Origin of the sequence: Indolivaga capnocytophagoides, assembly GCF_036511535.1 — a bacterium.
Taxonomy (GTDB): Bacteria; Bacteroidota; Bacteroidia; order Bacteroidales; family Dysgonomonadaceae; genus Dysgonomonas_A; species Dysgonomonas_A capnocytophagoides.
The window spans coordinates 79,791-103,315 of record NZ_AP028867.1 but is presented as its reverse complement, the minus strand read 5'-3'; the positions used below and the strand labels follow the sequence as shown (position 1 = coordinate 103,315).

At 34.4% G+C, this 23,525-nt stretch carries 30 protein-coding genes; 13 read left to right on the top strand and 17 right to left on the bottom strand.

Annotated elements, in window-relative coordinates:
• Positions 1 to 30: 30 nt before the first annotated feature.
• The 4 genes from AABJ51_RS00560 to AABJ51_RS00545 form a co-directional block, all read right to left on the bottom strand.
• Positions 31 to 369 carry a hypothetical protein gene (locus AABJ51_RS00560; RefSeq protein ID WP_338373950.1) on the bottom strand — a complete coding sequence of 113 codons (339 nt, stop codon included), beginning with the start codon at positions 367 to 369 and terminating at the stop codon, positions 31 to 33.
• Positions 370 to 510: 141 nt separating this feature from the next.
• Positions 511 to 1,344, bottom strand: coding sequence for a hypothetical protein (locus tag AABJ51_RS00555; RefSeq protein WP_338373949.1), 834 nt, complete (start codon positions 1,342 to 1,344; stop codon positions 511 to 513).
• Positions 1,341 to 1,922 (bottom strand): hypothetical protein, encoded by a 582-nt coding sequence (locus AABJ51_RS00550; protein ID WP_338373948.1) that lies wholly within the window; start codon positions 1,920 to 1,922, stop codon positions 1,341 to 1,343. Before AABJ51_RS00550 ends, AABJ51_RS00555 begins: the two co-directional genes overlap by 4 nt.
• Before the next feature lie 220 nt (positions 1,923 to 2,142).
• Positions 2,143 to 3,009, bottom strand: a complete 867-nt coding sequence (locus AABJ51_RS00545) for a hypothetical protein (RefSeq protein ID WP_338373946.1) — start codon at positions 3,007 to 3,009, stop codon at positions 2,143 to 2,145.
• A gap of 184 nt (positions 3,010 to 3,193) precedes the next feature.
• Here AABJ51_RS00545 and AABJ51_RS00540 point away from each other — a divergent pair, with 184 nt between their 5' ends.
• Complete coding sequence (locus AABJ51_RS00540) at positions 3,194 to 3,511, top strand: hypothetical protein (protein WP_338373945.1); 318 nt, start codon at positions 3,194 to 3,196, stop codon at positions 3,509 to 3,511.
• Positions 3,512 to 3,549: 38 nt separating this feature from the next.
• On the top strand, positions 3,550 to 3,771 hold the full coding sequence (locus AABJ51_RS00535; RefSeq protein ID WP_338373944.1) for a hypothetical protein: 222 nt from the start codon (positions 3,550 to 3,552) through the stop codon (positions 3,769 to 3,771).
• Positions 3,772 to 4,671: 900 nt separating this feature from the next.
• On the opposite strand, the gene AABJ51_RS00530 is transcribed toward AABJ51_RS00535, so the two are convergent.
• Both AABJ51_RS00530 and AABJ51_RS00525 read right to left on the bottom strand, forming a co-directional pair.
• Positions 4,672 to 5,058: a group III truncated hemoglobin gene (locus AABJ51_RS00530; RefSeq protein WP_287612464.1), complete on the bottom strand. Its 387-nt coding sequence runs from the start codon at positions 5,056 to 5,058 to the stop codon at positions 4,672 to 4,674.
• A gap of 43 nt (positions 5,059 to 5,101) precedes the next feature.
• Positions 5,102 to 5,581 carry a VRR-NUC domain-containing protein gene (locus tag AABJ51_RS00525; protein WP_338373943.1) on the bottom strand — a complete coding sequence of 160 codons (480 nt, stop codon included), beginning with the start codon at positions 5,579 to 5,581 and terminating at the stop codon, positions 5,102 to 5,104.
• Between the two features lie 713 nt (positions 5,582 to 6,294).
• On the opposite strand from AABJ51_RS00525, the gene AABJ51_RS00520 reads away from it, so the two are divergent.
• From AABJ51_RS00520 to AABJ51_RS00510, 3 genes are read left to right on the top strand one after another with little or no spacing between them, the layout of a single operon-like run.
• Positions 6,295 to 7,023: a hypothetical protein gene (locus AABJ51_RS00520; RefSeq protein ID WP_338373942.1), complete on the top strand. Its 729-nt coding sequence runs from the start codon at positions 6,295 to 6,297 to the stop codon at positions 7,021 to 7,023.
• Positions 7,024 to 7,057: 34 nt separating this feature from the next.
• Positions 7,058 to 7,792, top strand: a complete 735-nt coding sequence (locus AABJ51_RS00515; RefSeq protein ID WP_338373941.1) for a hypothetical protein — start codon at positions 7,058 to 7,060, stop codon at positions 7,790 to 7,792.
• A gap of 11 nt (positions 7,793 to 7,803) precedes the next feature.
• A complete protein-coding gene (locus AABJ51_RS00510) occupies positions 7,804 to 8,508 on the top strand; it encodes a hypothetical protein (RefSeq protein ID WP_338373940.1) in 705 nt (234 codons plus the stop codon).
• A gap of 89 nt (positions 8,509 to 8,597) precedes the next feature.
• Here the strand turns inward: AABJ51_RS00510 and AABJ51_RS00505 are convergent, their stop codons facing one another.
• The 11 genes from AABJ51_RS00505 to AABJ51_RS00455 form a co-directional block, all read right to left on the bottom strand.
• On the bottom strand, positions 8,598 to 9,986 hold the full coding sequence (locus AABJ51_RS00505; protein ID WP_338373939.1) for a DEAD/DEAH box helicase: 1,389 nt from the start codon (positions 9,984 to 9,986) through the stop codon (positions 8,598 to 8,600).
• Positions 9,987 to 9,991: 5 nt separating this feature from the next.
• A complete protein-coding gene (locus AABJ51_RS00500) occupies positions 9,992 to 10,750 on the bottom strand; it encodes a DUF4494 family protein (RefSeq protein WP_338373938.1) in 759 nt (252 codons plus the stop codon).
• Between the two features lie 4 nt (positions 10,751 to 10,754).
• The gene (locus AABJ51_RS00495) at positions 10,755 to 11,135 is read right to left on the bottom strand and encodes a hypothetical protein (protein WP_338373937.1); all 381 of its coding nucleotides are present in this window, start codon (positions 11,133 to 11,135) and stop codon (positions 10,755 to 10,757) included.
• A 174-nt stretch (positions 11,136 to 11,309) separates the two neighbouring features.
• Complete coding sequence (locus tag AABJ51_RS00490) at positions 11,310 to 12,050, bottom strand: MBL fold metallo-hydrolase (protein WP_338373936.1); 741 nt, start codon at positions 12,048 to 12,050, stop codon at positions 11,310 to 11,312.
• Positions 12,047 to 12,190 carry a hypothetical protein gene (locus AABJ51_RS00485; RefSeq protein WP_338373935.1) on the bottom strand — a complete coding sequence of 48 codons (144 nt, stop codon included), beginning with the start codon at positions 12,188 to 12,190 and terminating at the stop codon, positions 12,047 to 12,049. Before AABJ51_RS00485 ends, AABJ51_RS00490 begins: the two co-directional genes overlap by 4 nt.
• A 44-nt stretch (positions 12,191 to 12,234) precedes the next feature.
• Positions 12,235 to 13,125 carry a recombinase RecT gene (locus AABJ51_RS00480; RefSeq protein ID WP_338373934.1) on the bottom strand — a complete coding sequence of 297 codons (891 nt, stop codon included), beginning with the start codon at positions 13,123 to 13,125 and terminating at the stop codon, positions 12,235 to 12,237.
• A gap of 12 nt (positions 13,126 to 13,137) precedes the next feature.
• The gene (locus AABJ51_RS00475; RefSeq protein WP_338373933.1) at positions 13,138 to 13,473 is read right to left on the bottom strand and encodes a phiTE_072 family protein; all 336 of its coding nucleotides are present in this window, start codon (positions 13,471 to 13,473) and stop codon (positions 13,138 to 13,140) included.
• 12 nt (positions 13,474 to 13,485) lie between these two features.
• Positions 13,486 to 13,764, bottom strand: coding sequence for a hypothetical protein (locus AABJ51_RS00470; RefSeq protein WP_338373932.1), 279 nt, complete (start codon positions 13,762 to 13,764; stop codon positions 13,486 to 13,488).
• A gap of 1 nt (position 13,765) precedes the next feature.
• The gene (locus AABJ51_RS00465) at positions 13,766 to 14,020 is read right to left on the bottom strand and encodes a hypothetical protein (RefSeq protein WP_338373931.1); all 255 of its coding nucleotides are present in this window, start codon (positions 14,018 to 14,020) and stop codon (positions 13,766 to 13,768) included.
• Positions 14,021 to 14,022: 2 nt separating this feature from the next.
• On the bottom strand, positions 14,023 to 16,053 hold the full coding sequence (locus tag AABJ51_RS00460; RefSeq protein WP_338373930.1) for an AAA family ATPase: 2,031 nt from the start codon (positions 16,051 to 16,053) through the stop codon (positions 14,023 to 14,025).
• 21 nt (positions 16,054 to 16,074) lie between these two features.
• The gene (locus tag AABJ51_RS00455) at positions 16,075 to 16,338 is read right to left on the bottom strand and encodes a hypothetical protein (protein WP_338373929.1); all 264 of its coding nucleotides are present in this window, start codon (positions 16,336 to 16,338) and stop codon (positions 16,075 to 16,077) included.
• Positions 16,339 to 16,399: 61 nt separating this feature from the next.
• On the opposite strand from AABJ51_RS00455, the gene AABJ51_RS00450 reads away from it, so the two are divergent.
• The 8 genes from AABJ51_RS00450 to AABJ51_RS00415 all read left to right on the top strand — a co-directional run bounded on the left by AABJ51_RS00450 (position 16,400) and on the right by AABJ51_RS00415 (position 23,524).
• The gene (locus AABJ51_RS00450; RefSeq protein ID WP_338373928.1) at positions 16,400 to 16,834 is read left to right on the top strand and encodes a hypothetical protein; all 435 of its coding nucleotides are present in this window, start codon (positions 16,400 to 16,402) and stop codon (positions 16,832 to 16,834) included.
• Between the two features lie 158 nt (positions 16,835 to 16,992).
• Positions 16,993 to 17,328, top strand: a complete 336-nt coding sequence (locus tag AABJ51_RS00445; RefSeq protein WP_338373927.1) for a helix-turn-helix domain-containing protein — start codon at positions 16,993 to 16,995, stop codon at positions 17,326 to 17,328.
• Positions 17,329 to 17,632: 304 nt separating this feature from the next.
• The gene (locus tag AABJ51_RS00440) at positions 17,633 to 18,217 is read left to right on the top strand and encodes a BfmA/BtgA family mobilization protein (RefSeq protein WP_338376051.1); all 585 of its coding nucleotides are present in this window, start codon (positions 17,633 to 17,635) and stop codon (positions 18,215 to 18,217) included.
• 3 nt (positions 18,218 to 18,220) lie between these two features.
• Complete coding sequence (locus AABJ51_RS00435) at positions 18,221 to 19,015, top strand: DUF5712 family protein (RefSeq protein WP_338373926.1); 795 nt, start codon at positions 18,221 to 18,223, stop codon at positions 19,013 to 19,015.
• A gap of 193 nt (positions 19,016 to 19,208) precedes the next feature.
• Complete coding sequence (locus AABJ51_RS00430; RefSeq protein WP_338373925.1) at positions 19,209 to 20,192, top strand: hypothetical protein; 984 nt, start codon at positions 19,209 to 19,211, stop codon at positions 20,190 to 20,192.
• A 2-nt stretch (positions 20,193 to 20,194) separates the two neighbouring features.
• Complete coding sequence (locus tag AABJ51_RS00425) at positions 20,195 to 20,635, top strand: hypothetical protein (RefSeq protein ID WP_338373924.1); 441 nt, start codon at positions 20,195 to 20,197, stop codon at positions 20,633 to 20,635.
• On the top strand, positions 20,616 to 22,820 hold the full coding sequence (dcd, locus tag AABJ51_RS00420) for a dCTP deaminase (protein ID WP_338373923.1): 2,205 nt from the start codon (positions 20,616 to 20,618) through the stop codon (positions 22,818 to 22,820). Before AABJ51_RS00425 ends, dcd begins: the two co-directional genes overlap by 20 nt.
• Entirely contained in the window at positions 22,817 to 23,524 is a 708-nt protein-coding gene (locus tag AABJ51_RS00415) for a hypothetical protein (RefSeq protein WP_338373922.1), read from the top strand. Before dcd ends, AABJ51_RS00415 begins: the two co-directional genes overlap by 4 nt.
• Position 23,525 lies beyond the last annotated feature (1 nt).

Below are 23,525 nucleotides of genomic sequence, written 5' to 3'. Positions count from 1 at the left end.
GAGAAATAATGTAAAAGACGGCTTTCACTATTAGCCGTCTTCTTCACCTGTTAAAGTTATAGTTTCTCTTTGATCGTATTCTACGCCTATGTTCATTGATCTTTTATCCGTATCAATATCTCCTGAATCGAAATCAAAATAGACGACATCATAGCCTACTTCAATAGATCCATTTCCTTCATTGTCTATATCCGAGGAGTCAATTGTTAGGCTGTCTATTCTCTCAAAACCAGGATAATTATCATGTATATCTTCAAGTAAAGATGTAATCTCTTCAGGATAAACAACTTCAATGATTTCATCTTCCGGATTTTCACTATCTGCTAGTCTACTAGCAAATAGTGAGCTAACTGATACTTCTCGTGTCATAGTTTTGTGAATTATTATGTTATAATTTTGATGATTTGTTACTCTATAAAGCTATAAATAATAATAAAATAAGGTTCACTTGAATAGTAAATTTAAGAAATTGGTATTTAGCATTTATGATTAAATATTCCTTATTGGATTCTAAGGCATATTTAATATTTCACTTATCTGTGGTTTATTCGTCCATTCTACAATATCACTATTTTTAGAAAGAGTATTAAGAAATGCAGAGTTTTTAAATTTATTATAACCATCTGCAGTATCATCTATAATGGCAACACTCCTTAAAATAAAATCACTTACTGGATAACTTTGAATTGTTTGAAACTGAGTGTTTGCGACTCCAATCGCATTTTTAAAATACAAATCTTTTGATCCTGTTACATAACTTACAGGAATCATCTTTGTTTGAGAATGGATAATTGCATTAAATCTAATATTATTTAATTCTTTATTATCTGGTTCTACTGAGGCGTTAAGCTTTACTTTATTTTTTGGGATAATGGACTTTATATACTGAGATGCTTCCGAAGAAAATCTCTTTTTATTCTCTTTTTCTATTTTATCTTCAAATGATATAAATGAAGAACTTACAACGATAGAAATAAAATTGGATAAATCATACACTAAATTAGGTATAAGTTTGTATTCTTTTGTTACCTTATAATATAGTATCTTAGGCTTTATAGTTTGTTTAACAGCATACTGTTCTAAGTAAAATTCGAATAAACGGTTATTCGCTTCGAAGCTTTTTTCTTTTGGATTATAGACTATTGTTTCATAAACTTCATCTGCAATCCAACCTCCATCAGACACTATATAGACCCCATCTTTATTGGATATGAATACAGACACAAATGAATTATTAACGGTTGACATTGGAGTTATAACTTCAATGGTCTTACCGTGACATTTAACTTTCCATAGAGAGCTAAATGATCTTATTATTTCATTTATAATATCATTTGTAATCATAATTCAAAGTTAATATTTTCGTGTGGATCGAAATCTGTTTCACCAAAATTTAACTCACCCTCCATAGATATATCTAGTAGGACATCATTCTCTTTGGGATAAGTTATATGAAATTCTTCACAAAATATAGGAAACATTTTATTTATAGATAAATCAGATTCATTTTCAATTAGAGGGTTCGTTTTATATGCAAAAAAATAACCATCATCTCTAAATTTATGAAAATGAGGTGTTGTCACCTGTTGTAATTCTAAAGGAATATTCGGTATATTATTTTTATGCGCTTGTCCATCTGAATCGAAACGGGCTGCACGAAGCGGTGCTGAGATCTCATGTTCAATTGTGAAATTAAACCTTTTTCTATTGGACTCGTTTATTATTACTTCAAGAAAACAATCTTCAATGGGTTGTGTTATTATTGGCACTTTTCTCTTCAGAGCCCCTTTGTGATTTAAATCTTTGTCCCTGTCTTTGTTTATTGATATTGTTGGCGATAGTAATTTTTTTTCGGATCTCAATAAATTGTCGTAAAGTCTGTAGTTATCCTTTATATTGTCGTTTTTTATTGGTTTTGCCATAGAATTATATTATCAAAAAAGCTTATGTTTCGGAACCGGCATGTCCCTACTCCATAAGCTTTAAAATATCTTTTGTAAAGTTCTGTAAAAGATGCCGCAATTACAGTTTTAACATATTATGCGAAAGTGTAAAAAAAATCTGAAATGTGAAAACATATTTTAATAAAAATAACAACGGTATAGCAAATTACCCCAAGCCTCTCAGGAGGCTTTTCTTTTCCTACTCCAACTTACTCCTTAATTCCTGGATCAGATCTCCCTGCTCTTTTACAGTTTTATTCAACTCAATTGTATACAAAGTAAGTTCCTCGATCTTCTGTAATAACTTAGCTTGCATTTCACCTAAACTTACACCGTTTTCTTTTACTTCAGCTTCAGATGGAATATCGGGTAAATGTTTGTGTTCGTTGATATGGTTTTCTACTTCCTGAAGTGTTGGTAGTTTATAATCTTTATCGAAAACGAAGTCAGCCCAACCGGTCTCTACTTTTACTTCAGTGGCACGGATAGTACCGTTAACATCCAGTTTGTTTTGTGGGTCGTCTGTTCCGATACCAATATTCCCATTTTTCAATACTGAAAACAGTTGATACGGGACTCCATTATATCCCTCCAAGGCAAATCTTTCATTTCTGGCCGTAAACTGCCAAGCAGATATACTTTCATTGTGTATTCGCCCATCCTCTACATTACGATTGAATCCCAAGCAAAGACTTCCCATCGACATCATCGTATTTGAACCTATATCATAAAGAACAAATTTAGATTTAGGGGTCTCAGTGCCAATTCCTACGTTGCCATTTGGATCTATCATTAGCCCCTTGTATCCCCTAAGATCATCTCCCTCAAAATAATTTAGGTAGATGCCTTTTCCTGAATAAGAATCAATATGTAAATTTCCATTCGAAACTCCTATTACAGCACGATCTTTATAACTTGTAGTATTTGAACGACCAACTTGTATTGTTGCTGGGGATAACCATTGATTATTGAGGTTTTGAAGTATGGAACCATTTACAATCTGATCTTGCGAATAAGAGAAAATAGAAAAGCCTAAACAAAGGATCGAAAAGAAAGTTTTTTTCATACTATAAATTTTGTGTTATTACTAAACCCCAAATGTAAGAAGAAAGCTTGAGATATTCTATTTCGCTGGTCTGTGAAGATCGGGAGGTTGCATTATAGCCTAATTAACCAAAATAAATAGATTATCCCATAATATAATCGTACCTTTTCAAAATTAGAGAAATATCCATTTTATAAAATCATCAATGGACAATAAAAAAAAATCAGCTCTTTATACTATAGTACCTTCTGATTCCGATATAGATTTGGTTATCTCTATTATTAGTAATTGTTTATCGAATAGTTCAATGAATAGACTTGCTAATAAGAATGTAAAAGAAGGCTACTTAAAAGCATTAGAAATATTAAAAAATAAAGAAGTTGATTTTATAAAGGCTGGAATATACCAGCTGAGATCAATACAAGGACAATCAATAAGCAACCATGCGATAAATTATTTAAGGGGAGAATGCGATGAACGTGTTTTATTATCTTCTTTAATTAGGGATAGTTATCTTAAGTGATTATTAGGAAAAAAGAGTATTCACTAATAATATCAGCAATGACTCATAAATCAAAAAATGGGGCTATTACTCAGCAAGAAAAAAATAAAGTGAAACAATCAGCGTCTTCATTATTGGATACTATAAAAGCCAATAAAGAAGAGATGATTATGTGTGTTATTGATTCCAAAACAACAATTGAGCTTCCTGCATCTATGCCTGAAAGTCAACGTAACGAGCGAATCTATAACTATAAAATAAGACATAAAATTAAAATGTAGGAGCAATTCTAATAAAAAAAAGAAATACGATTTTGCCTTTTGTGACTTTTCCATGATGCTAGCCTCTCAGGACATTCTGAGAGGCTTTTTATTCAAAATACCATTTCAATATAATAGCCTCTTTTCCTGATCTGACAATGATGTATTTTCACTAAATCTTTTGGTTTGATATTGAATTTTTTTTCATTCTTAATACAAGAGTAATAATTAGAAACTCTTTTTTTATTTAAATATAAAATCTACTTCTTTTAACTAATGATATAGCTTGCTCTATTTTCAAATGCTTATCTTGTGATGAACTAATAATAATTAGAATGAAAGATAAAGGAGGCAGAGAAGCCAAAAAACCAAAGAAACAAACACCGAAAGTAATAGCGGCAAACCCACCAATGACGGATGCTCAAAAAGCAAAAGTAAAGGGTAAAGTATAAATTACATAGACGGGGTATTCCCGTCTATTTTTATTAGTTCAAATGAAGGATTATAAAATATCATTTATCTATAACAACAATGAATATTCATTCATTGAATCCTTGGATGAGAATCAGGTACGATTTAGCCTTATATTAGACTGTCGCTCTCAGATTGTTATATATATGACTACTCATAAATTAAAGGGAAGCTATGTATTAACTGGGATGAAAGAGATTTGAAAAGGTTCTAGCTATCTGGTGAATCTAAATCAGTAAGAGAAGATTGATATCCTTTTTTAATTCTACTTCCCTATACTTTCTTGCGAGGTTTAAATAAAATTTCTTCCTTTACGACATAGGTTTAGATACCAAATCATAATAACTGTCTCAGATTATGAGAACTTGTAGAGTCCTTTGCCGGGAGGTTGGGGGCTTTATTTCTATGGTCCCTAAAATCAGTTTTTTGATAAAGAACAGCTTAAGAATGCTATAATAGAGAATTTTTGCGAATATACTCTAGCTTCTTTTGGAATACATCGGAAATCTTATAAGCACGATTTTTAGCTTCATTAGCAATTTCACCTATGAAAAGATGATCTACTGTTTCAGTAAAAAGACTGAGCCATCGATCAAAATGTTCCTTACTGATAGGTAGTTGAGAGTGTGGAGGAAAAGGAAACCCAGTATAAGTTCGTTCTCCTAATAATATCCCCTGCCAAAATGAATACAACTTAGTTAAATGTTCTGGCCAATGGTTTTGTATTTTATCATTGAATATCGGACCAATCAAATCATCTTTACGCACTTTACCGTAAAAAAGATTGACCATCTTCTTTATATCATTTATATCCTCAATATCTTTTGTTGGAGTCATATTTGTCTTATCTTAAGAAAACATTTTTATCAAAGATAAGAACTTATTCCAGATACCACTTCAATGTATCAATAGCTTCTTTTACGGATCGCACAACAACGTATTTATTACCGGCTTTCTCTGCTTGTTTTTGAAATTCTATCTGCTCGTCTGATTGTTTACCCACTGCTGTCTTAAACTCCATACAAAGACATGAAAATCCCTTCTTTGGAATAAGCAACAAAACATCCGAGACACCCGATTTTACACCTTGAGCTTTCAAATTCTTAGCTTCAATAATATTCCGGGATCCTCCATTTGGAACAGCCAGAAGAAGCTTATTAGGTAGCTTTGGAAAGAATATAGGTACTTGATTGAAGAATTCGATCTGCATTCGTTCTTCTGGTTTATCATGCTTACTCTTTCCCTTCCGTGATGGTGTTTTCTTTTCGGAAAAGCATTGATAACATACCGGACCTTCAGGAGTAGATATTACAGATACAGTTTGTTTTTTACATTCGATACAGGTTTGAGGAGTAGCCATTTTATATTTAAAATATAAAACTTCCTTATTACATCTATAGAGCCTGTTTTATATAAAAAATCCAAAGTAACCTTAGACTAAGCCATGTTATTTATCCTCTAATAAATGTATTTTATAGACTCAGATCTACAAGCAAATAAAATCATACTTTTCTCTATTAAATGTTAAATATATTTTTAAGAAGAAAAAAATACATATATTTGAATCTTGAAAGCTATAGGATCTCTAAGGTAATAAGTATAAACATAATGAATGACTAAATACTTATTGAACGTATGTTGACATTTAATATTTCCATATATAACAATTTTGTCTTTGATCTAAATTTTAACAATTTAGGTTTGGACATGTCGTGTGAAATATTAGAGAGAGAGAGAGAGAGAGAGAGAGAGAGAGACGCTGTCCATGCGTAACTAAGCATATTTTTAATATAAAAAAAATAGTATTGCGTCAAAATGACGTGATAACTTTTTTCGTATATATACCTCGGATAATATATAACATTTTTTTAGTAAACCGGCATAACGAACTGTGCTTAGCAGTCTTGTTGTTGTTTTGTTGTCGTTCTGAATCTGCTTTGAGAGTATACCAGTCCGCCAGCCGGTTTCATTATGCAGTAAGGTGCAGAGAGTGCACTTTACTGTTTTTTTTGCTACCAATTATAACTCAGAATATAAACAACAAGGTCTATGACCGCAACATTCAAACAAATAATGAAACAGAAATTTCTTTTAATAATGGGGATATTCTCCTTTGGGATACTTAATGCTCAAATCGGGATAAATACAGAATCCCCAGCAGCTTCCCTCCATGTGAATGGGAATATGATTGTCACAAATACCCCTCCTTTGTCAGGAATCGATAATTACTTAGCTGTAAATAGTGCAGGCTTAGTTGGTTATACGAATCAAATTCCTATAAGAGGAGCTTTCTTGCAAGGTAAGGATGAGCAGTTATTCTCTACAGCTGCTGAAAAAACAGCCTTAAATAATGGTACAGGTGTACAAGTCAAATGGTTTCAACGAGATGTTGTAACTAATAACATTCTCTCTATAGACGAAACAAATTCTGAACTCGTCGTATTGGATGATGCACGATATGACATTAGTGGTTCGATAAATTATGTATCAGAAGCAACCAATACGACAGGAACAGGGACAGCGATAAAAATTATGATGCAATATAAAAAAGCTGGAACATCAACATGGACGACTATTACATCCGGGCGTTTCTTTCATAATTATCCGGCTCTTAGTGCTACTACCTATTCTTTTGTTCTTCCTGGCATTGCCCTAGAACTGTCTTCCGGAGATAGAATAAGGGTGTTACTTGCCCGTCCCAATAATATAGGGAGCGTACACGGCTCTACAGGTGGTAACCCACGTGTAGCAATGCCTGTTGGTGCATCTTTTACTCGAAGCCTTAGGATTATTATTTTTTAATGTATCCATTATATCAAACTAAGATAATTGAAATATGAAATATTTAAAGATTGTGATAATATCAATATTAATAATAAATATATGGGAAATACCTAACTTACAGGCACAGGTAGGTATCAATATCGACACTCCGAAATCAACATTAGATATTAACGGAGATCTCATAATATCACAGACAGACCTTACGCCTGGTTTACTCTTAGGTATCGACCGAGCTGATAACGGACATGTCGGTACATTAGCTACACCTCCTTATATATTTGCGCAGTCATCCCAAGAACAAATTTTTTCGGCCACAGAGGTTACCGAATATAATGCAGCTAGAGGAGTTGTTGTAAAATGGAATTCTTCAACAGACATTCTACATAATAATATTGCAACATTTGATGCAACCAATAATATATTTATTTTTAAAAATAAATATTTGTGTGAAATTAGTGGTTTTGTATGTATGAAAACTGGAGCTGCTAATACAGCTGGTTCAAGTTGTTATATCAACATAAAAATACAACAGCGTAAATCAGGATCTTCAACATGGGTGGATGTTGGTATGACAAGGACTCTTTTGAATTATCCTCTACTTGATCAAACAACATCAACAATTGTATTTACTCCTTGCGTTGCAGACTTTAATGTTGGTGATGCATTAAGAGTACTGATGGTTAGGCCATCTGCATCAATGGGAACCGCATGGGGTGCTAGAACTACAGGTATTGCTATGCCTGGAGGGATTCCATATACAAGAGGATTAAAAATATTGTCTTTATAAATACATACACAATGAAAGAGTTATATATAATAGTTATTTTATCACTAATTATCTGTCTGCCCACTTTTGCTCAGTCCGTTGGGATCAATACAGAAAATCCTTCAGCGACATTACATGTTGAAGGTGACCTTAGAATTAGAAGTGCTAATTTTTACACAACAGATTTCTTTCCGTTGGTTGTGAATGAAGACGGGTTAATTGGAAAATATAATGGAGTGACAAACAATCTATTTTATGCACAAAGCAAAACTAGAACAGTTTTTTCATCCACCAATATTACAGAAATAAACGGGTCTGGTTATGTTGTTCCATGGTTAGCTGCAGACATAAAATATAATCCCAAAATATTGGTTTTAAATTCAGATAATCAAACTTTTACTCTAAGTAAAAAAGGTTTATTTGAAGTTAGTGGAATGATTTCTTATAATCCTCAAACCGCTAACACTAATACTTCTGTGGGAGTCAATGTCCTTATACAATATTTACCTTCAGGGACATCTACCTGGACAACAATAGCAGGAACTCGATATTTTCTTATTGCGCCGTTTAATAATGTTGCCGGAACGATAAATGTATCTCCTGCTATAAAAGAAATGAATGAAGGAGATAAAATCCGAGTACTTATGGTAAGAGTTGGTGCTGTACATGGATCAGCTGGCAGTCCAACTTTGGAAGCAGATGATTTTACCAAAATGTTGAAAATTATGAGTTTGTAAAAAATACATCAATTAGTCGATAATATTTTTCTAATCTACATAAATGCTTTATTAAAAAATAAAGCATTTATGTTTTTGCAATTATAATATTACAAACTCCCCTCAATAGCCTGTTTCAGATTCATATTTGCAGCATGCCAATCGAATGTTTTAAGCACCCATTCTCGGTATTCTTTAGGAATATCCTTAAAGCTTTCACCTTTGTGCTTACCGAATGGCATTGTTTCAAGAGGTTTGCCAATATTTGAATTACTTTTCGGTACTTCTTTTTCAGCATCACCTTTCTTTATTGCACCGATCTCGTGTATAGGAATACCGGAGAGAAGTCTTCCATCGGTACCATACATCTTCCAGATTCGTTCTTTTTCGAATGTTATATCTTCCACTTTTCCGAAACGATCTACATTGCCGGCAAGGTCTGATATCAAACAGTTCTCTTTTTCATCATCGATACGAGTACCACGACCTAGTATCTGATAGTATAACGCGATAGAAGCTGTTGAGATACCGAGAATAATACAATCGATCTTAGTGTAGTCAAACCCTGTCGAAAGAACACGCACGTTGAATATGACGCGAATATTGCCTTTTCTGAATTCTGAGATCACTCGCTCACGTTCTGATGCGTGCATACCTGAGTAGATGGCTGCCGAATTTGGGTACTCCTGTGCAAACTGAATCGCTTCATCTATGGATGGAACAAATGCCAGGATATGCTTTCGATCACTATTTACATCAAGCTCTTGTTTGATCTGATTATGTATGTCATTGGCCGCAAAGGCTCGATGCATACTATCTTCCGTGAACTCAGATTTCGAAGAATTGTAAACGAGTTGTGAGCTGTCGAATCCGGATGTTTTATATTCTAATTTACTCCAGAACCCTAGTTCGATCATTTCCTGTACTTGGCTCACATGAACAATATCTTTGAAGAAATTACCTTTCTTGGACCTACTTGTTAGCATTACCAGCTTAGAGAAGCGTTCTCCACTCATATCGGTATTTGATTGTAATTTAATAGGCGTTGCAGTGATTCCCAACACATGAGAAATCTCACTATCTTCAAGGAACTGACCAAGCATCGAATCTGCTTCACGTGGGTAAAGGTGAGCTTCATCAATCAACATCTTTTTAAATCCTAGCTGTTTAAACGTCTTACCGATTTTCTTTATACTTCCGATCGTTGCATAAGTGATCTTGTTAATATCCTTACGACCGAAAGAAGCGGAATAAACACCGGTCTGTGCTCCAAAGTCACCACAGAGAGAAACATACTTCTTATAGTTTTGCTCCAATAGCTCTTTACTGGGTTGAATCACGAGAAGCTTATCTTCTATTTCATTTGCCACGAAAGCCGTAAGGATTGACTTTCCCAAAGCAGTGGGTAATACGATCAGCGAAGGAGCCGGGCGTCTCTCCTTGAAAAACGCCGTTGCCTTGCTTATTGGTTCTACCTGATTTTTACGAAGTGTAATCATATCGTTTAATCTTCTACGGTTATTTTAGTGAGGTCCTCGTCCGAATAATAGACTAGATCTTCATCCGGCATAAAGACATCTACAATATTGAGTTCTTCGAGTTTCTTGAATGTGTTGTAGATACTATCAAACTCGTTTTGAGTCATAACAGCCTTGATAGCAGCCATTGCTTTGTCGAATGATGTAGCTTGCACCAAAACGTTTCTCGATCCGGCACTGCTTCCCTCTCCCTCGTCCTCTCCCTCATCGAATAGAGAATAGATTTGAGCTTTGTACCAACAGATGCGTTTCTTATTCAGCTCCAGCTGCTCTTTCTCTGAATCGTATATCTTAATAACCTTTTGATAATCCTGCTCGTTAATTTTAATAAGCTTGAATGTTGCTTCGAGATTTACCTCTAAATATTCAGATATAAATACTTCGGCAGCAGCAGGACTGTCGGCCGTAACGATATAGCTTTTCTTATTGCCTTTTCCTGTCAGAATCTTTACATCTGTTCCCCACAAATTAAGGTTCTTGTCTTGCTGACCAAGCAAAGGAATATTTGAAACTTTGATGGTCTTAATACCATTCTCAAGAAGTAGTGATTTGATAATATCGTTTATCTGAGTTCCTTTTCCGCAAAGCGTTTCATATCGTTCTACTGTTGATACATTTCCGGTATCTTCATCGAGGAAATCTTCTTCCCAATACCGTTTTTCGGTTTGCATTAAATACCAGCCGTTGGCTTCTTCTACGGGTAATGTTTTCTTTTGTAATTCCATAATTTTAATATCCTGTTTTATTGATTCTTAATTGTTCTCTTTCGTATGATAAAATAGAGCGTAAAGCATCTACCTGATGAGTTGCAGCAGCATTGAGACGATCTAACCAATCAACCAAGTAGGCTTCCTCTTCGGCAATACTATCGATCAATGTATTTTGCACCTTTGCCGATAAACATTGTTCTTTGGCTATATTGATGATTGTATTGCTTATCTCCGAAGCTTTCTTGCGTCTCAGAGCTTTCTTTGCTTCGGCCAACATAAAGGCTGTACGGCTGATATATGGCATAATAGCACGGATGCGTTCGAGTACTTCTTCGGGATTCTCGGAACATTCGATGTCGAGATATCCCTGTATTTGTTGAGCTTCTTCTTGGATTGTCATGGCTTATTATATTTACATGGATATGCTGTTATTGTGCCACAAACAAACCCTGTTCTCATCCAAATAGCAGAATACCCACATTTGCATTTTATTGAATTTGTCTCTTTATCGAATACAAATTGGCTATCATTACCACCCATTATGCGATTAATTATTTTTTCTCTTTCTGTCATATCAGTAAGGGCTTTTATTAAAATCTATCACTAACCCTTTAAGGGCGATGTGTGTATTCTTACCTGTCGCTTCCACTACTTTACTTTTAAATAGTTTTGCATCAGAGTTTTGAGGGGATAGGTGTATAAGGACTATATTTTGCACACCTTTGAGATCATTCTTTTTCAAAGCTTCAACACAAGTTTCAAGGCTCATGTGACTTCTTAATACACGCTGATAACGGCTATTGTCAATCTTACCATCAATTAGATTCTCGTTCAATATCCTTTCTTCATAATTGGCTTCTATCAGTATTTGATTGAGTCCTTTGAATCGATTAGGGATGTAGTGAGTATCAGTAACGAATAGGATATTACCGCTCTCTGGGTGATTGATAAGAAAGCCAAGACAAGGAACATCATGTTTTACAGAGAATGGAATAATCTTGAATTCGCCAATAGATACTTGTTTGCCAGCTGTTATGCAAAATATCAAACTTGATGATTTACCGTTTGCTATGTGTTCAGCTGTTTCAAGATTCATCCAAAGAGGAATGCCATTCTTTATAAAATCAGAAGCATATTTTGAGTGATCTCCATGAAGATGAGAAACAATCCCACCTACAACCTTTGTCAGATCAAACTTGAGAGTTTCCTTGACAGTCTTTAGAGGTAAGCCACACTCCAAAAGGAGTGTTTGGCTTTTGCCCTCTAAGATGTAGCCATTTCCGTCACTATTTGAGCCTAAGATGTGAAGCTTCATAGTTTTTCTTCTTGATGGTTCACACAACAATTTCCTGTAGCATCAAAAACTTGTATATATTTTCCCGGTGCAGAATCTCCATCAATATTTGTTTTTGTATATCTAAGAGCCTCTTCGATCTTGATTCTTGTTATACACATAGAGTAAAGTTTACAAGTGAAACATGACCTTTGATCTTCCATAATCAATAAGGTATTTCGGTTTGAGAATTAGTTGATTGTGCAGGAGCTTCTTGTTGTGGTGCTGGCTCAGGTTCGGCAGCTGCTTGAGAAGCCTCGGGTATATCTTCAAAGCTGATTTCTTCGGCATTAGCTTTATTGATAACCTCTTGTTTAGCTTCTGACATAACATCTGGCTTTTGCTCGTTATCGTCAGAACCGCTATCACCCATTAGAGGTGCATCATTTGAAGCACGAATCAATAGTTTAGTCATACGATTGTAGACCGTTTTAATTGCCATCTGATCGGTGAAGTTTTTGTGTGCCACACTACCACCTTTAGTAGCTCCCTGTAGCCAAGAATTACGAATCTGATTGATATTCATTATCTCCATATCTTGAGTACCATCCTCAAGTTCGTAGGTAACATAAGCACCGATAACATCACCACCGATAGATGCCAGGTCTTGTTTGTGGTGTATCAGTTTTCTTCTACCATCAACACCAACCTCGAATTTGAAATCGTCTCCGGCAAATATAGCATTGCCTTTATGATGCTTCAATCCACCGTATCGCATAGCAAGGGCAATATTTCCGGTATATTCAGGATCGCAACAAAGAGTATCACCACGGACGATAAAATCACACTGCTTTTTGAGAGGGCTTAATCCCCAGACTACCATTTTAAGAAGTGCGTTTGCGACTGTTGATGGCTTACACACATCGAGAGCCGGGCGACCATCTTTGTTTTTTACATCCTGCAAGGTGAGATATGCTGCTTTCAAAGCATTTTCGGGGCTGTAGTCAGCAGGGAGACGAAGCTCACCTGCTTGTTTGAATGTTTCTATCTTAGCAAGTACTTGTTCTGTGATATTCTTTTGCTGTACTGCTACTTGTTGTTTATTTTCTGTTGACATGATTATTGTTGTTTATTTGGTTTCTGATTCAATTTCCTTTTTGAGAAGTTCTTGTAGTGGAGGTAATATTTTTTCGGCAAAGACTTCAGCAGCCTTGTCGATCTTTTTACCATAGGCTACATAACCCATTCCGTTTGCCATCTTCCCTGCGAAATAGTCGGTATTAAGTCGACACAAAAACTCTCTAAAATCACTGCTACCATAGGAACGCCATGCAAAAGAGAAGTTTCCGTAATCGGTAATTGACATAAAAGCACCATCTGATGTGAGAACTATTTGCCCTAACCAACATCCATTTTCGGCATATAGAGTATAGCTTTTAGCTGTCACATTATTGATTGTTTCCATTTTATTTAGTGGTTAAAACCCATCCCATAAGAAAGGAGTTCCTTTTTGGGTGTTCAATTTGTAATTATCAATATTGAAATCTTCTCCAGCGGCAGATTTCAAATCTTCAAGTGTTCCGATCTCGTCGTTATCTTCGATATTCACATATACATCTTCTTCAATGAATTGGATATCTGCTATATTTTTAAAATAGCTCTCGTCGTCTATCGATACACAAACTTGTCGTTCTCGCTGTTCTTCATCCATTTTATTAATCTGTTCTAGCAGATCATTCCATGTGAATTTTTCCATTTTATTTAGTGGTTTTGTTTAATTCTTGAATAAGAGTATCAGAAATCTCGACAGCAGCTTTCGATAGAGAGACAAAGAGGTTATCATCATCAGAAACTCTCATTGTTGTTAAAATCATATCTTGGTTGCCAAGAAGACCTTGCATAGCCATTGCTGCGAACAACTCTCGCTTGGTTAGACCATGGTTATAAATAGCTTCTTCATTGGGAAGAGTTGCAGCAAAACCAAATGCTGAATCTTGTGATTGTGTCTCCATATTTACGCAAATAATGATTCTTTGATATTCTCTTTAACAGTCAGCTTATCGCATGATTCATCTACCACAAAGCGGATAATCTGAGATTCAGAAGGGATAAGTTCAACCACTGACTCCGCATTATCGATTAGCACGGGCAGATACATATCGAAATGCTTCGAAAGGGTATTGATACATTCTATCCCTGCATTGATCTGAGCGGCATTATTAGCGGCTTGATAAGGTGTACCATCAATAAGAGCCTCACAACATTCTTCTTCACCACCAGTCATAAGCGGTTTAAACATCTTCCATTTGATGGTAGCGAATAGACCGTTGATGCCGTTCTCAATAGCTTCAATCTTGGCACGGTTAAATTTGTCCGCAATAAACTCTTTGCCTTCAAGTGTAGCCAGTTCTTGAGAGAGAGTTTTGAGTTCTGCCCCTAAATCTTGAATACGTTTCTTTTGAGTTTCGGCAGTAGTTTTGATATAGAGCAGCTTTTTCAGTTCGTCTATATCTCGACTGATAAGAGATTTCTTCTGGCGAAGCTCCGTTGTATCGGGTTGCTGAATCTCTGTTTTTTGCTTTTTCAGTTCGTCTATTTCACCGACTAAGCGTTGATACTCGGCATGTTTAAGTACCAACTCAGAAGCTACATACTTTTGCTTTGGACGATCATTTTCTGTCTGTATAGCTTCTTGAAGAGTAATTTTCTCTGCATGCTTTTCAGATAGTTGAGCCGTGATGGTATCTTTCTGCTTTTTCAGTTCTTCAAGCTGAGCAATCAAGGATTCGAGCACATCTTTTTCTCGTTTGCCTTTTGCAATATTCGCTTGAAGCTTTTGAGCCTTATCAGCATTGAATCTCTCGACAGCATTATCAAGCTTCTCGCCAGACAGTTCAGAACCACAGCTCGGGCAATGTTTATCATCTTCGTGCATTTCAATTGAATTCAGATTGCCATAAGCAGTGCGAAGAGTATCAAGAAGTTCTTTCTGACTCTCGATCTCTGATTCTTTGTTGTGAATTTTAGTGATGATAAGTGCCTGATCGGAATTATGAGTCCGAATAGATTGTTCTAGCAAAGCCAGATCACTATTTAACTTGATCAGAGCTTTATCTTCGCCAGAATTATGTTTATTTACATCAATCTCAACTTCATTGGTTATTACAGCAATTCGACGCTCCTTTTCAAGGATAACAGACTGTTGCTTCTTGATCTCATCGGCCTGTCCTTCGTATGCTTTGGATATATCCGAGAGTTGAGTATCAATAGAAGACAGCTCTTTATTTTTGATCTCGATAGATTTCTCAATAGTTGTATAATCAGGCTCTACAGGAATAGCTTTCGTGGCTTCACGAATCTTAATCGGTATCTCGTCAATCTTCGATTTGAGTGTTTTCTTTTCAGCATTCAGTTTTTTACGGAAATCATCGAGGTTGTTCTTACCAAGTTCTTCAATCAGCTTCTTGAAATCATCACTCGTTGCAGATAGCTTGTTTAGAATAGCATCGTCGGTCACTCCGGCAAGTTCCATCAATAGTTTACGACGTTTCTGCCAAGAGTAGTTTTTATTATCATCATCCAAGAAGAAACGAGGATTAGATAATAGTTGGAACTGTTCGGTATTTCCGAATAGTTGGCTAGTGCGTTGATCAAAGTCTTTCTTTAACGTCAACGGAATGCCATCCCAGATAAAAGTAGTTGTATGAGTATCGAGTTTTCGTTCTTCTTCACCGGTAGGTTTTACCCATTTCTCTTTGTAGGTCCGGGAGACATCATACTTTGAGTAGTCAACATCCATTTCAACTTTTACAGTATGCTCCAGATGATGGATTGCTTCGTTGTTCTCGTCAAGTGTCTTGATCTCGTAATCAGCACGTCCTTTTGAGTCTTTGCCGGTCCATAGCCATAACCACGCATCACAGATTGTTGACTTACCCTTGCCATTTGTAGCATGGATATTAGTGACTGTATCTTTGGGAGAGAGTGTATAATCTCTTTGCCCCTTAAAATTTAAGAGACTTAATGTTTTAATAATAAGCTTCATTTGATTATTTGTTAATTGTAATTACTCTTTGTCTTTGTAGTAATAATTCTGAGTAATAAAATTTTGAAGTTCCACTACTCCAGTAGCCAATGAGTTCAGCTTTTTTAAAGCTTCGATAACTTGTTCCGGATCATTCAGATCGTTATGCAACTGAATAGAACCTTTGCAATCGTGGATCGTCAATTTCATAATACCATCTTCCATTACTTTAGCATGGTAAGAAGCCATACTGCGAGGGCTGTCCGGCAATAAGAAATTCTTTTTGTTGTAGATTGGCTTTTCCATATGATCGTTATCGCTTGATAATTAGCAGTCCGTTTTCTTCGGTGACCATTCCTTTATCGGAATGAATTACAAACACAAACTTTATACGAGCAGGGGGAAAAATGCGTTAATAAAACTGTATTGTCAGAAAGCTATTTCAGTTATTGATTCTGAGCTAGCATTACTGGAGACAAGATTCACTCATCCTGAGCGATTTGTAAAAGAGCAAACTCTCAAATCCGATCTGCATATAATCCCTAAGTCAAAAGACTTGGGGATTGTCGCATTGGCTGAGATTGTCGAAAGCCTCTATCTAAGTCAGGAAGTATTGAACAATGACGGTAAACCTGCAAGTAAAACTCAGATTGGGAATAAATTTGAATTGATATTTAATGTTTCTTTTGGAGATATCTCAGATAAGACCAGTGAAATATACAAACGAAAACCATTTAACCGAACCAAAGCCCTTGATTTCCTTCGTAATATGATAATACGTAAGGATAAAGAAACAAGATGAAAAATAATGCATTTATAACATATTGTGTATAAATAGATTGCAGGTTATTGTTAGAGGGGTAGTTAACTATCCCTCTATTTTTCTGTCTCCAATTGTCAGTTCTTTGCCTTACCAATCGATTGGAATTAATCAATTATTAATTTCAAAAACAAAGTATTATGTATCTAGATAATGAAGACTTTCTATCATGGATGGAAAAGCTATCAAAGAAACTTACCATTATAGGCTCTGATCTAAAAGCAATGATGGCAACAGGAGAAGCATTTAATAATGAAGATAAGCTATTGGATAATCAAGATCTCGCCTTTCTTCTCAAAGTATCGTACCGAACCCTCCAAAGATATCGGGATAGCGGTCAACTCCGATATTTCCTCGTCAGGCGAAAGACTTTCTATCGTATGGCAGACGTGAAAGATTTTATCCAATCTTATGCCTCAAAAAAAGAGATTGTAATGTTCAATAAGGGCATAGAAGATGGTAAAACCCTGAAATGATTCTGCATTTACTCATCTAAGCAGAATGAAGCAAAAGGGTGAGGGCTGTGTTTAATCCATCACCCTCCCTAAAGGCTCCGCATTTAGCAGAAACACCCTCGCTCTACCGCTTCGGATTATTTAGCTAAATTGAGCAAGAGGGAACTGGACTATCGTCCTGTTCTCCTCTTGCCCTTCGGGGCAAAGCCTTCGGCTTTAGTGCTTTATTAAAAAGCACTGTTATAACACTTGCTATAACTTGAATTGATAGACAATTCTATTTAAACAAGTTAGCTATATGAATAATTATAAAATAGTTATAACTATGACAAAACAGAACCGAAATATCATATTCACAACAATAGCCATAGATAAAGAAACAGATCGAATTATAGAAAAGCTCTGTAAACGCTATTCGCTGAAAAAAGGAGAAATTACAAAACTCGCTTTTCAGTATTTAGATAAGGCAAATATCAATCCGAGCGAAGCACCTGAATCGACAAAAGTCGAATTAAGAAAGATCAATAAACGACAGGATGACCTAATTCGTTTTATCCGACATTATGAAGAAGAACAACTCAATCCAATGATACGGACAAGCAATTCTATTGCTACAAGGTTTGACAGTATTGTCAAATCGATGGAAGATATTATTATTTCCCATCTTAAAGCTAATCAGGAAGGACAGAGCAATCTGCTAAAGATTTTGAGTAAGAAATTCACAGGACATGCAGATGCAATCAACAATCAGGAGAAACAGCTATCAGCAATCTATAAGAATCAGCAAAGGGACAATAAGAAACTACTGCAACTAATCAGTCTATATTCAGAATTAGCTACAGCAGGATTGATGGATGGAAAGCGAAAAGAGAATCTGAAGTCAGAAATTATTAACCTGATAAATGAATAGTCTATGAATATAGATTTTCCACCACCGTCAAATGGAGTATATAATAATGCAGGAAGTTGTAGGCGACTTGCCGCATACTTCGAACATGAAGATCTGGAGCGAATAGAGAGAGGACTTTATACCGAAGGATTTTTCAATCTGACAGAGGAAAACATATATAAGTCGAAGGTTGTAAGGGATATAGACGGCAATAAAGCTCAACTACTTAAAACAGATGCTAAGTTCTATGCTATCCATATCAATCCATCGGCTAAGGAATTACAAGCAATGGGTAATACAGAGCAAGAGCAAGCAGAAGCCATGAAACGGTATATTCGGGAAGTGGTTATTCCTGAATATGCTAAAAATTTCAATAAAGGACTTTCGGCAGGAGATATTAAATTCTATGGGAAGATACATTTTGATAGAGATAGATCGGGGAACAATTACAATAATATGCACTGTCATATTATTGTCAGTCGAAAAGATCAAGCTAATAAAATCAAGCTTTCGCCATTAACAAATCATCGAGATACGAAGAAAGGAGTAATCAAAGGAGGATTTGATCGGACTAATTTATTCCAACAAGTAGAAAAAGGATTTGATAGTCTGTTCAACTATAATCGACCAATAACAGAGAGTTTTGAATATTATAATACTATGAAGAACGACACACTTACAGAACAACTCAAGATGCAGGAACGAATAGGTGAATTCACGAATTCATTAGAACATGAAGTTAAGAGTTCCGTAAGTTTACGTGTTAAGTCTGGAAATAATTCGAAGGTTAATAAATTATCATATCGTTCTCAAACCTGAGGATGAGTGATGTTTTATAATGTGCTGTTTCACAATATATTATTTAAAGAAATATATTTTCTCCGATTCTTCTTTTGAAAACTTCAAATAAATATTATTTTTACATTATTTAAATAATATCAAGTATATTTGTTTTTTACAGTGCTTAAAATAGATAGAACCGAACATATATATTTTAAAGGAGTGATACTATATGATAAAAACAAATCTCAATCGATATAAGAATTCAATAAAAGTATGGCCATATCTAGATGATCTCTCACAAGCGATTATTCCTTACTCTGATGAACATTTAAGTAAAAATAAAAATACAGCGGTTAATTTGGATTTTTCATGCATAAGGAGAATAAGTTCAGCAGGAGCGTCAATTACGTTGTTTAAATTAATATCTTTATTAGTTAATAAAGGCTATATATTAAGGATAGTTATGCCCGAAAATCAATCGGTAGAAAACTATTTACAAGATTCAGGGTTTCTATATCTTCTTGATAAAACACTAAATATAAACAAAGTAGATTTATTTGACTCTATATCAATTAACAATCATGCAAAACCATATATCACAAGTAACAAGGGAGTTAAGAAGACATCATTCCCAATATACTATTTAAAACATGATAAAGATGATAGACGAAAAAGTGTAGAAGAATTCGCAGATTGGATTACTGATATACTGTACGATAATTTATCAGATTATAGTATTAAGAAAAATGTTCTTGCTTCAGTATTAACAGAAATAGCAAAAAATACACAAGATCATACAGAAGGGGACGCTTGTTTTGGTATTGATATTATTGAAAGCACACAAGCAAAGTCTGGCGAAATTATTTTTTCTTGTTCTGATCTTGGAATTGGTATTAGTTCAAATATAAGAAACCATCTAAAAGAGAATCCATCTAATCTTAGAGAATCTGCATATAAACATTTTTCTTATACAGACTCTTATAAATATGCTTTTACTGTAGGTAATACAACATCGAAAGATTCAAAAAATAAAGGGATAGGGATGTCAATGATTTTAGATGGGGTGAATTTATTAGATATCGATTTGACCATATGGGACGGAAGGAGTATGTTACTCGTTCCTGATTTAATTACACATTCGGAGCTTCGCAGAAAAGCTTTTAATACGAGCTTAGCCGTTGGCTTTTATTATTATGGAAGACTAAACTTTTAACTATGGAAATAAATAGTATAACTCATTTTAATCAGATCAAACTTGCTCAAGAGAGACATGTAAAGGAGTTGATTCAGAAAATAGAAACCAAAGGAGGATTAGGTACAGAATCAATAATAACTGTAAATATTGAAGGGTGTACAACAGATTATCCTGCAACTCCGAAATTATTAGATTATTTTCTCAACCATTTAGTACAGCAAGAAGGTATGAAAGAATTAACTATTGTCCTTGATGGTTTAGGTAATAAATTAATTTACATATTATATATCTTAGTTTTAGAGGGAAGCTTTTTTGGAATTAATAACAAAATAGAAAATGAAGAAGAAGTGAATAAATGGGAAACTATTATAAATAATAAATTAATGGAATCTAATATTTTTCTTAAAATAATATTCACTCCCGACAATAAAGAATATACTTATGGGAAACAAAATAACTAAGGAGATAATTGCAACCTTTACATATGAAATAGTTGAACGAATAGTAAGGTTTCTAGCACATATAGAAGAAATTGAGCAACAATTTTATAGCAATAGTAGCGAAAAAAAATCTTTAATAAATAATTACAAAGATTCATTAGATAGCTTGCTGAACACAGTAATTAATACATTCAAGGATTGCCATGAAAGTTCAATACAAGATGATGATACTATATTCAATTTATTAAAGGATATATTACAATTGATTAATGAATTACATACAAAATACCTATCAATATTACCAAGACCTATTGAGCCTGTTGAATTAACTAGATTTGGAAGGGTCATTCACAAACAAATAGTACGGCTAACCGATAAAAAGAAACATCGTGACATTTCTATTTCTATGAATGAAAAAATTGGCGAAGAGGTACGTAGTGATTATCTCGCAGATTTCAAGAATAAAGTTTCAGATGTATTAAATAAATATGGAATTCAAGAGAGGTTCAAGATAGACCAACATGATCAACAAAATAATAAACTCCATATTACAATTCCTCGAATAGATGCATCTAATACATTTAGATGGCCTTCTCTCATTCATGAAATGGCCCATTCTTTATTTCTCGAAGTCGAGTTTAAAGAAGGCTGTATTGAAAAAGAGTTTTTAAATTATACAAATGGCTCAGAAAATACTTTAATAATAGATTTCTTTCGGGTTAACAATGATGTTATTAATTCATCCAGTTATGGGTCCAAATTGAAGAACTGGTTGACCGAATGCTGGAGTGACTTATTCGCATGTATACTTATTGGCCCCTCATATTATTTTTCCGAATATCTAGCTTTCCTTAATACGAATTCTATAGAAGATCAAACACACCCTCCAGCATCCTTTAGATTGGACTTGATAGAATCAATCATCACTCATAGATTCCCTCAGGATTTAAATAATATTCTCGGTGATAAGTATTTTGAGGACTGTACGAATCTTATAGGATTACTTCAAGAGGAAAGTTCTGAATCAATTGATTATATAAAAAGGATAAATATTATTCAAAACTGCTTTAATAGGTTTTTTACTTCTCATTTTTTTTCATGTGAAAAAGAGGATGGAATATCTCAATTGAAAAATAATCCTAAAATAAATGAAAGAGTTACTGTTCTTGTTAATAAATATGTCCGTATATATCCAGTCGTAATTGAATATCTATCAAATAGGCTGAAAGATGGATTGCCGATCCCAAGTATTAGAATAAAATCAAGAAAGAGCTTTCGAGAAATACCAACATATGTTCAGGAGATTTTTTTAGCGAGTTGGTTATCAAGAAAAGATGATTTACAACAAAATGTTCTAGAGGTAATAAGGGAATCTGAAAACAAGAACATTCAAAATGGGATGGTTATTACTAAAATAAGAAGAATGATTTTGCGACATGATCAGGCTGTTTTGAAGTCCATCCAAGTATCTGAGTGGTTTGATTTTTTTATTCAGGAGAGAAAACGACCAGATTCTTTTCAAGTTTATGAGAATAGCCCCCAAATAAAAAGTAAATCTAAAGGAGTGTTAGTGGACACTGAAATTAAAGGACTCATTAATAGTGATGAATTGAAAATCATACCGATGATGTACATAGATCATATCCATAAAGACGGGAAACTAAATCAGATTGGCACAACATCAGTAGATATAAGATTAGGAACTAGTTTTCAGATATTTTATCCAGATCAATATGGTATTATTGACTTTACTCAAGACGACCATAATCAAATTGGTTCAATGTCTTCTAAAAGAGTTAATTTAGATTTTATTGAAGGTATTACCATAACTCCAGGACAATTTTTATTAGGGCATTCAATGGAATATGTGAAGTTACCTGATTATCTTTGTGGAAACTTGGAAGGGAGAAGTAGTTTTGCGAGGCTTGGAATTGAGATACACATGACAGCTGGCTATATTGATCCTGGATTTGAGGGAGTTATTACTTTTGAAATTTATAATGCAGGTCCAACCACCGTGAGATTGTATCCTGGTATGCGGGTGGGGCAAATACGCTTTGAAAGAAATTCAATTCCGGGGGAAACATATTCGAAAAAGCATACTGTAAAATATAAAGGTTTGCTAGAGCATGATTTAAGTCGCCAAAGCAAAGATTTTGAGGTAAACTTGATCAAAGAATATAACATTAAAAATAGGAAAAAATGATTCTCATAAATTTAGGAATAGTATTTTTAATTGGATTTTTTTGGGGTTTTACTGAATTGCTACAAAGGTATCGCGAAACCAAGTATTCTTTTTTAAAGAAAACAATAATTTGGTCTCTTTCATATATGACAATAAATGGTTTTGCATCTGTTTTGGCTTTATTCCTAATTAAATATTTTAGAGGACAAGATGTCTTGGTATTTGAAACTTTAGAAATTTCTAATATTATTATTGCAGGTTTAGCTGGTATGATGGTGCTGAGGAGCTCGATATTTTCAGCAAAACATAATGATAAACAAATAGATATAGGTTTTGCTCCTATAGTTCAAACTTTTTTAAATGTTGTTGAACGAAATATGAAAAATAGTGCTGCTGCATCTAGAGTTGCTCGAATTCATGAAATTATGGAAGATATTGATTTTGAATCGGCAAAAATAGAATTACCATCATTATGTATAGAATTTATTGATAATTTCACGGAACAAGACTCAAAGGATCTAAAAAAGAAAATTCAAGAAATTGCCAATATTGATATTTGCAATATTAATAAGTCGATGCAATTAGGTCGACAAATTGCATATTATTGTGATCAAGAGATATTAGAAGAGGCAATAAAAAAATTACCTCAGATAAAAAAACAAAAAGGAAGTAAAGAAAGTGATACAGATGAATTTGAATTTAAAAAAGCTAAACTTAAAAGTTAAT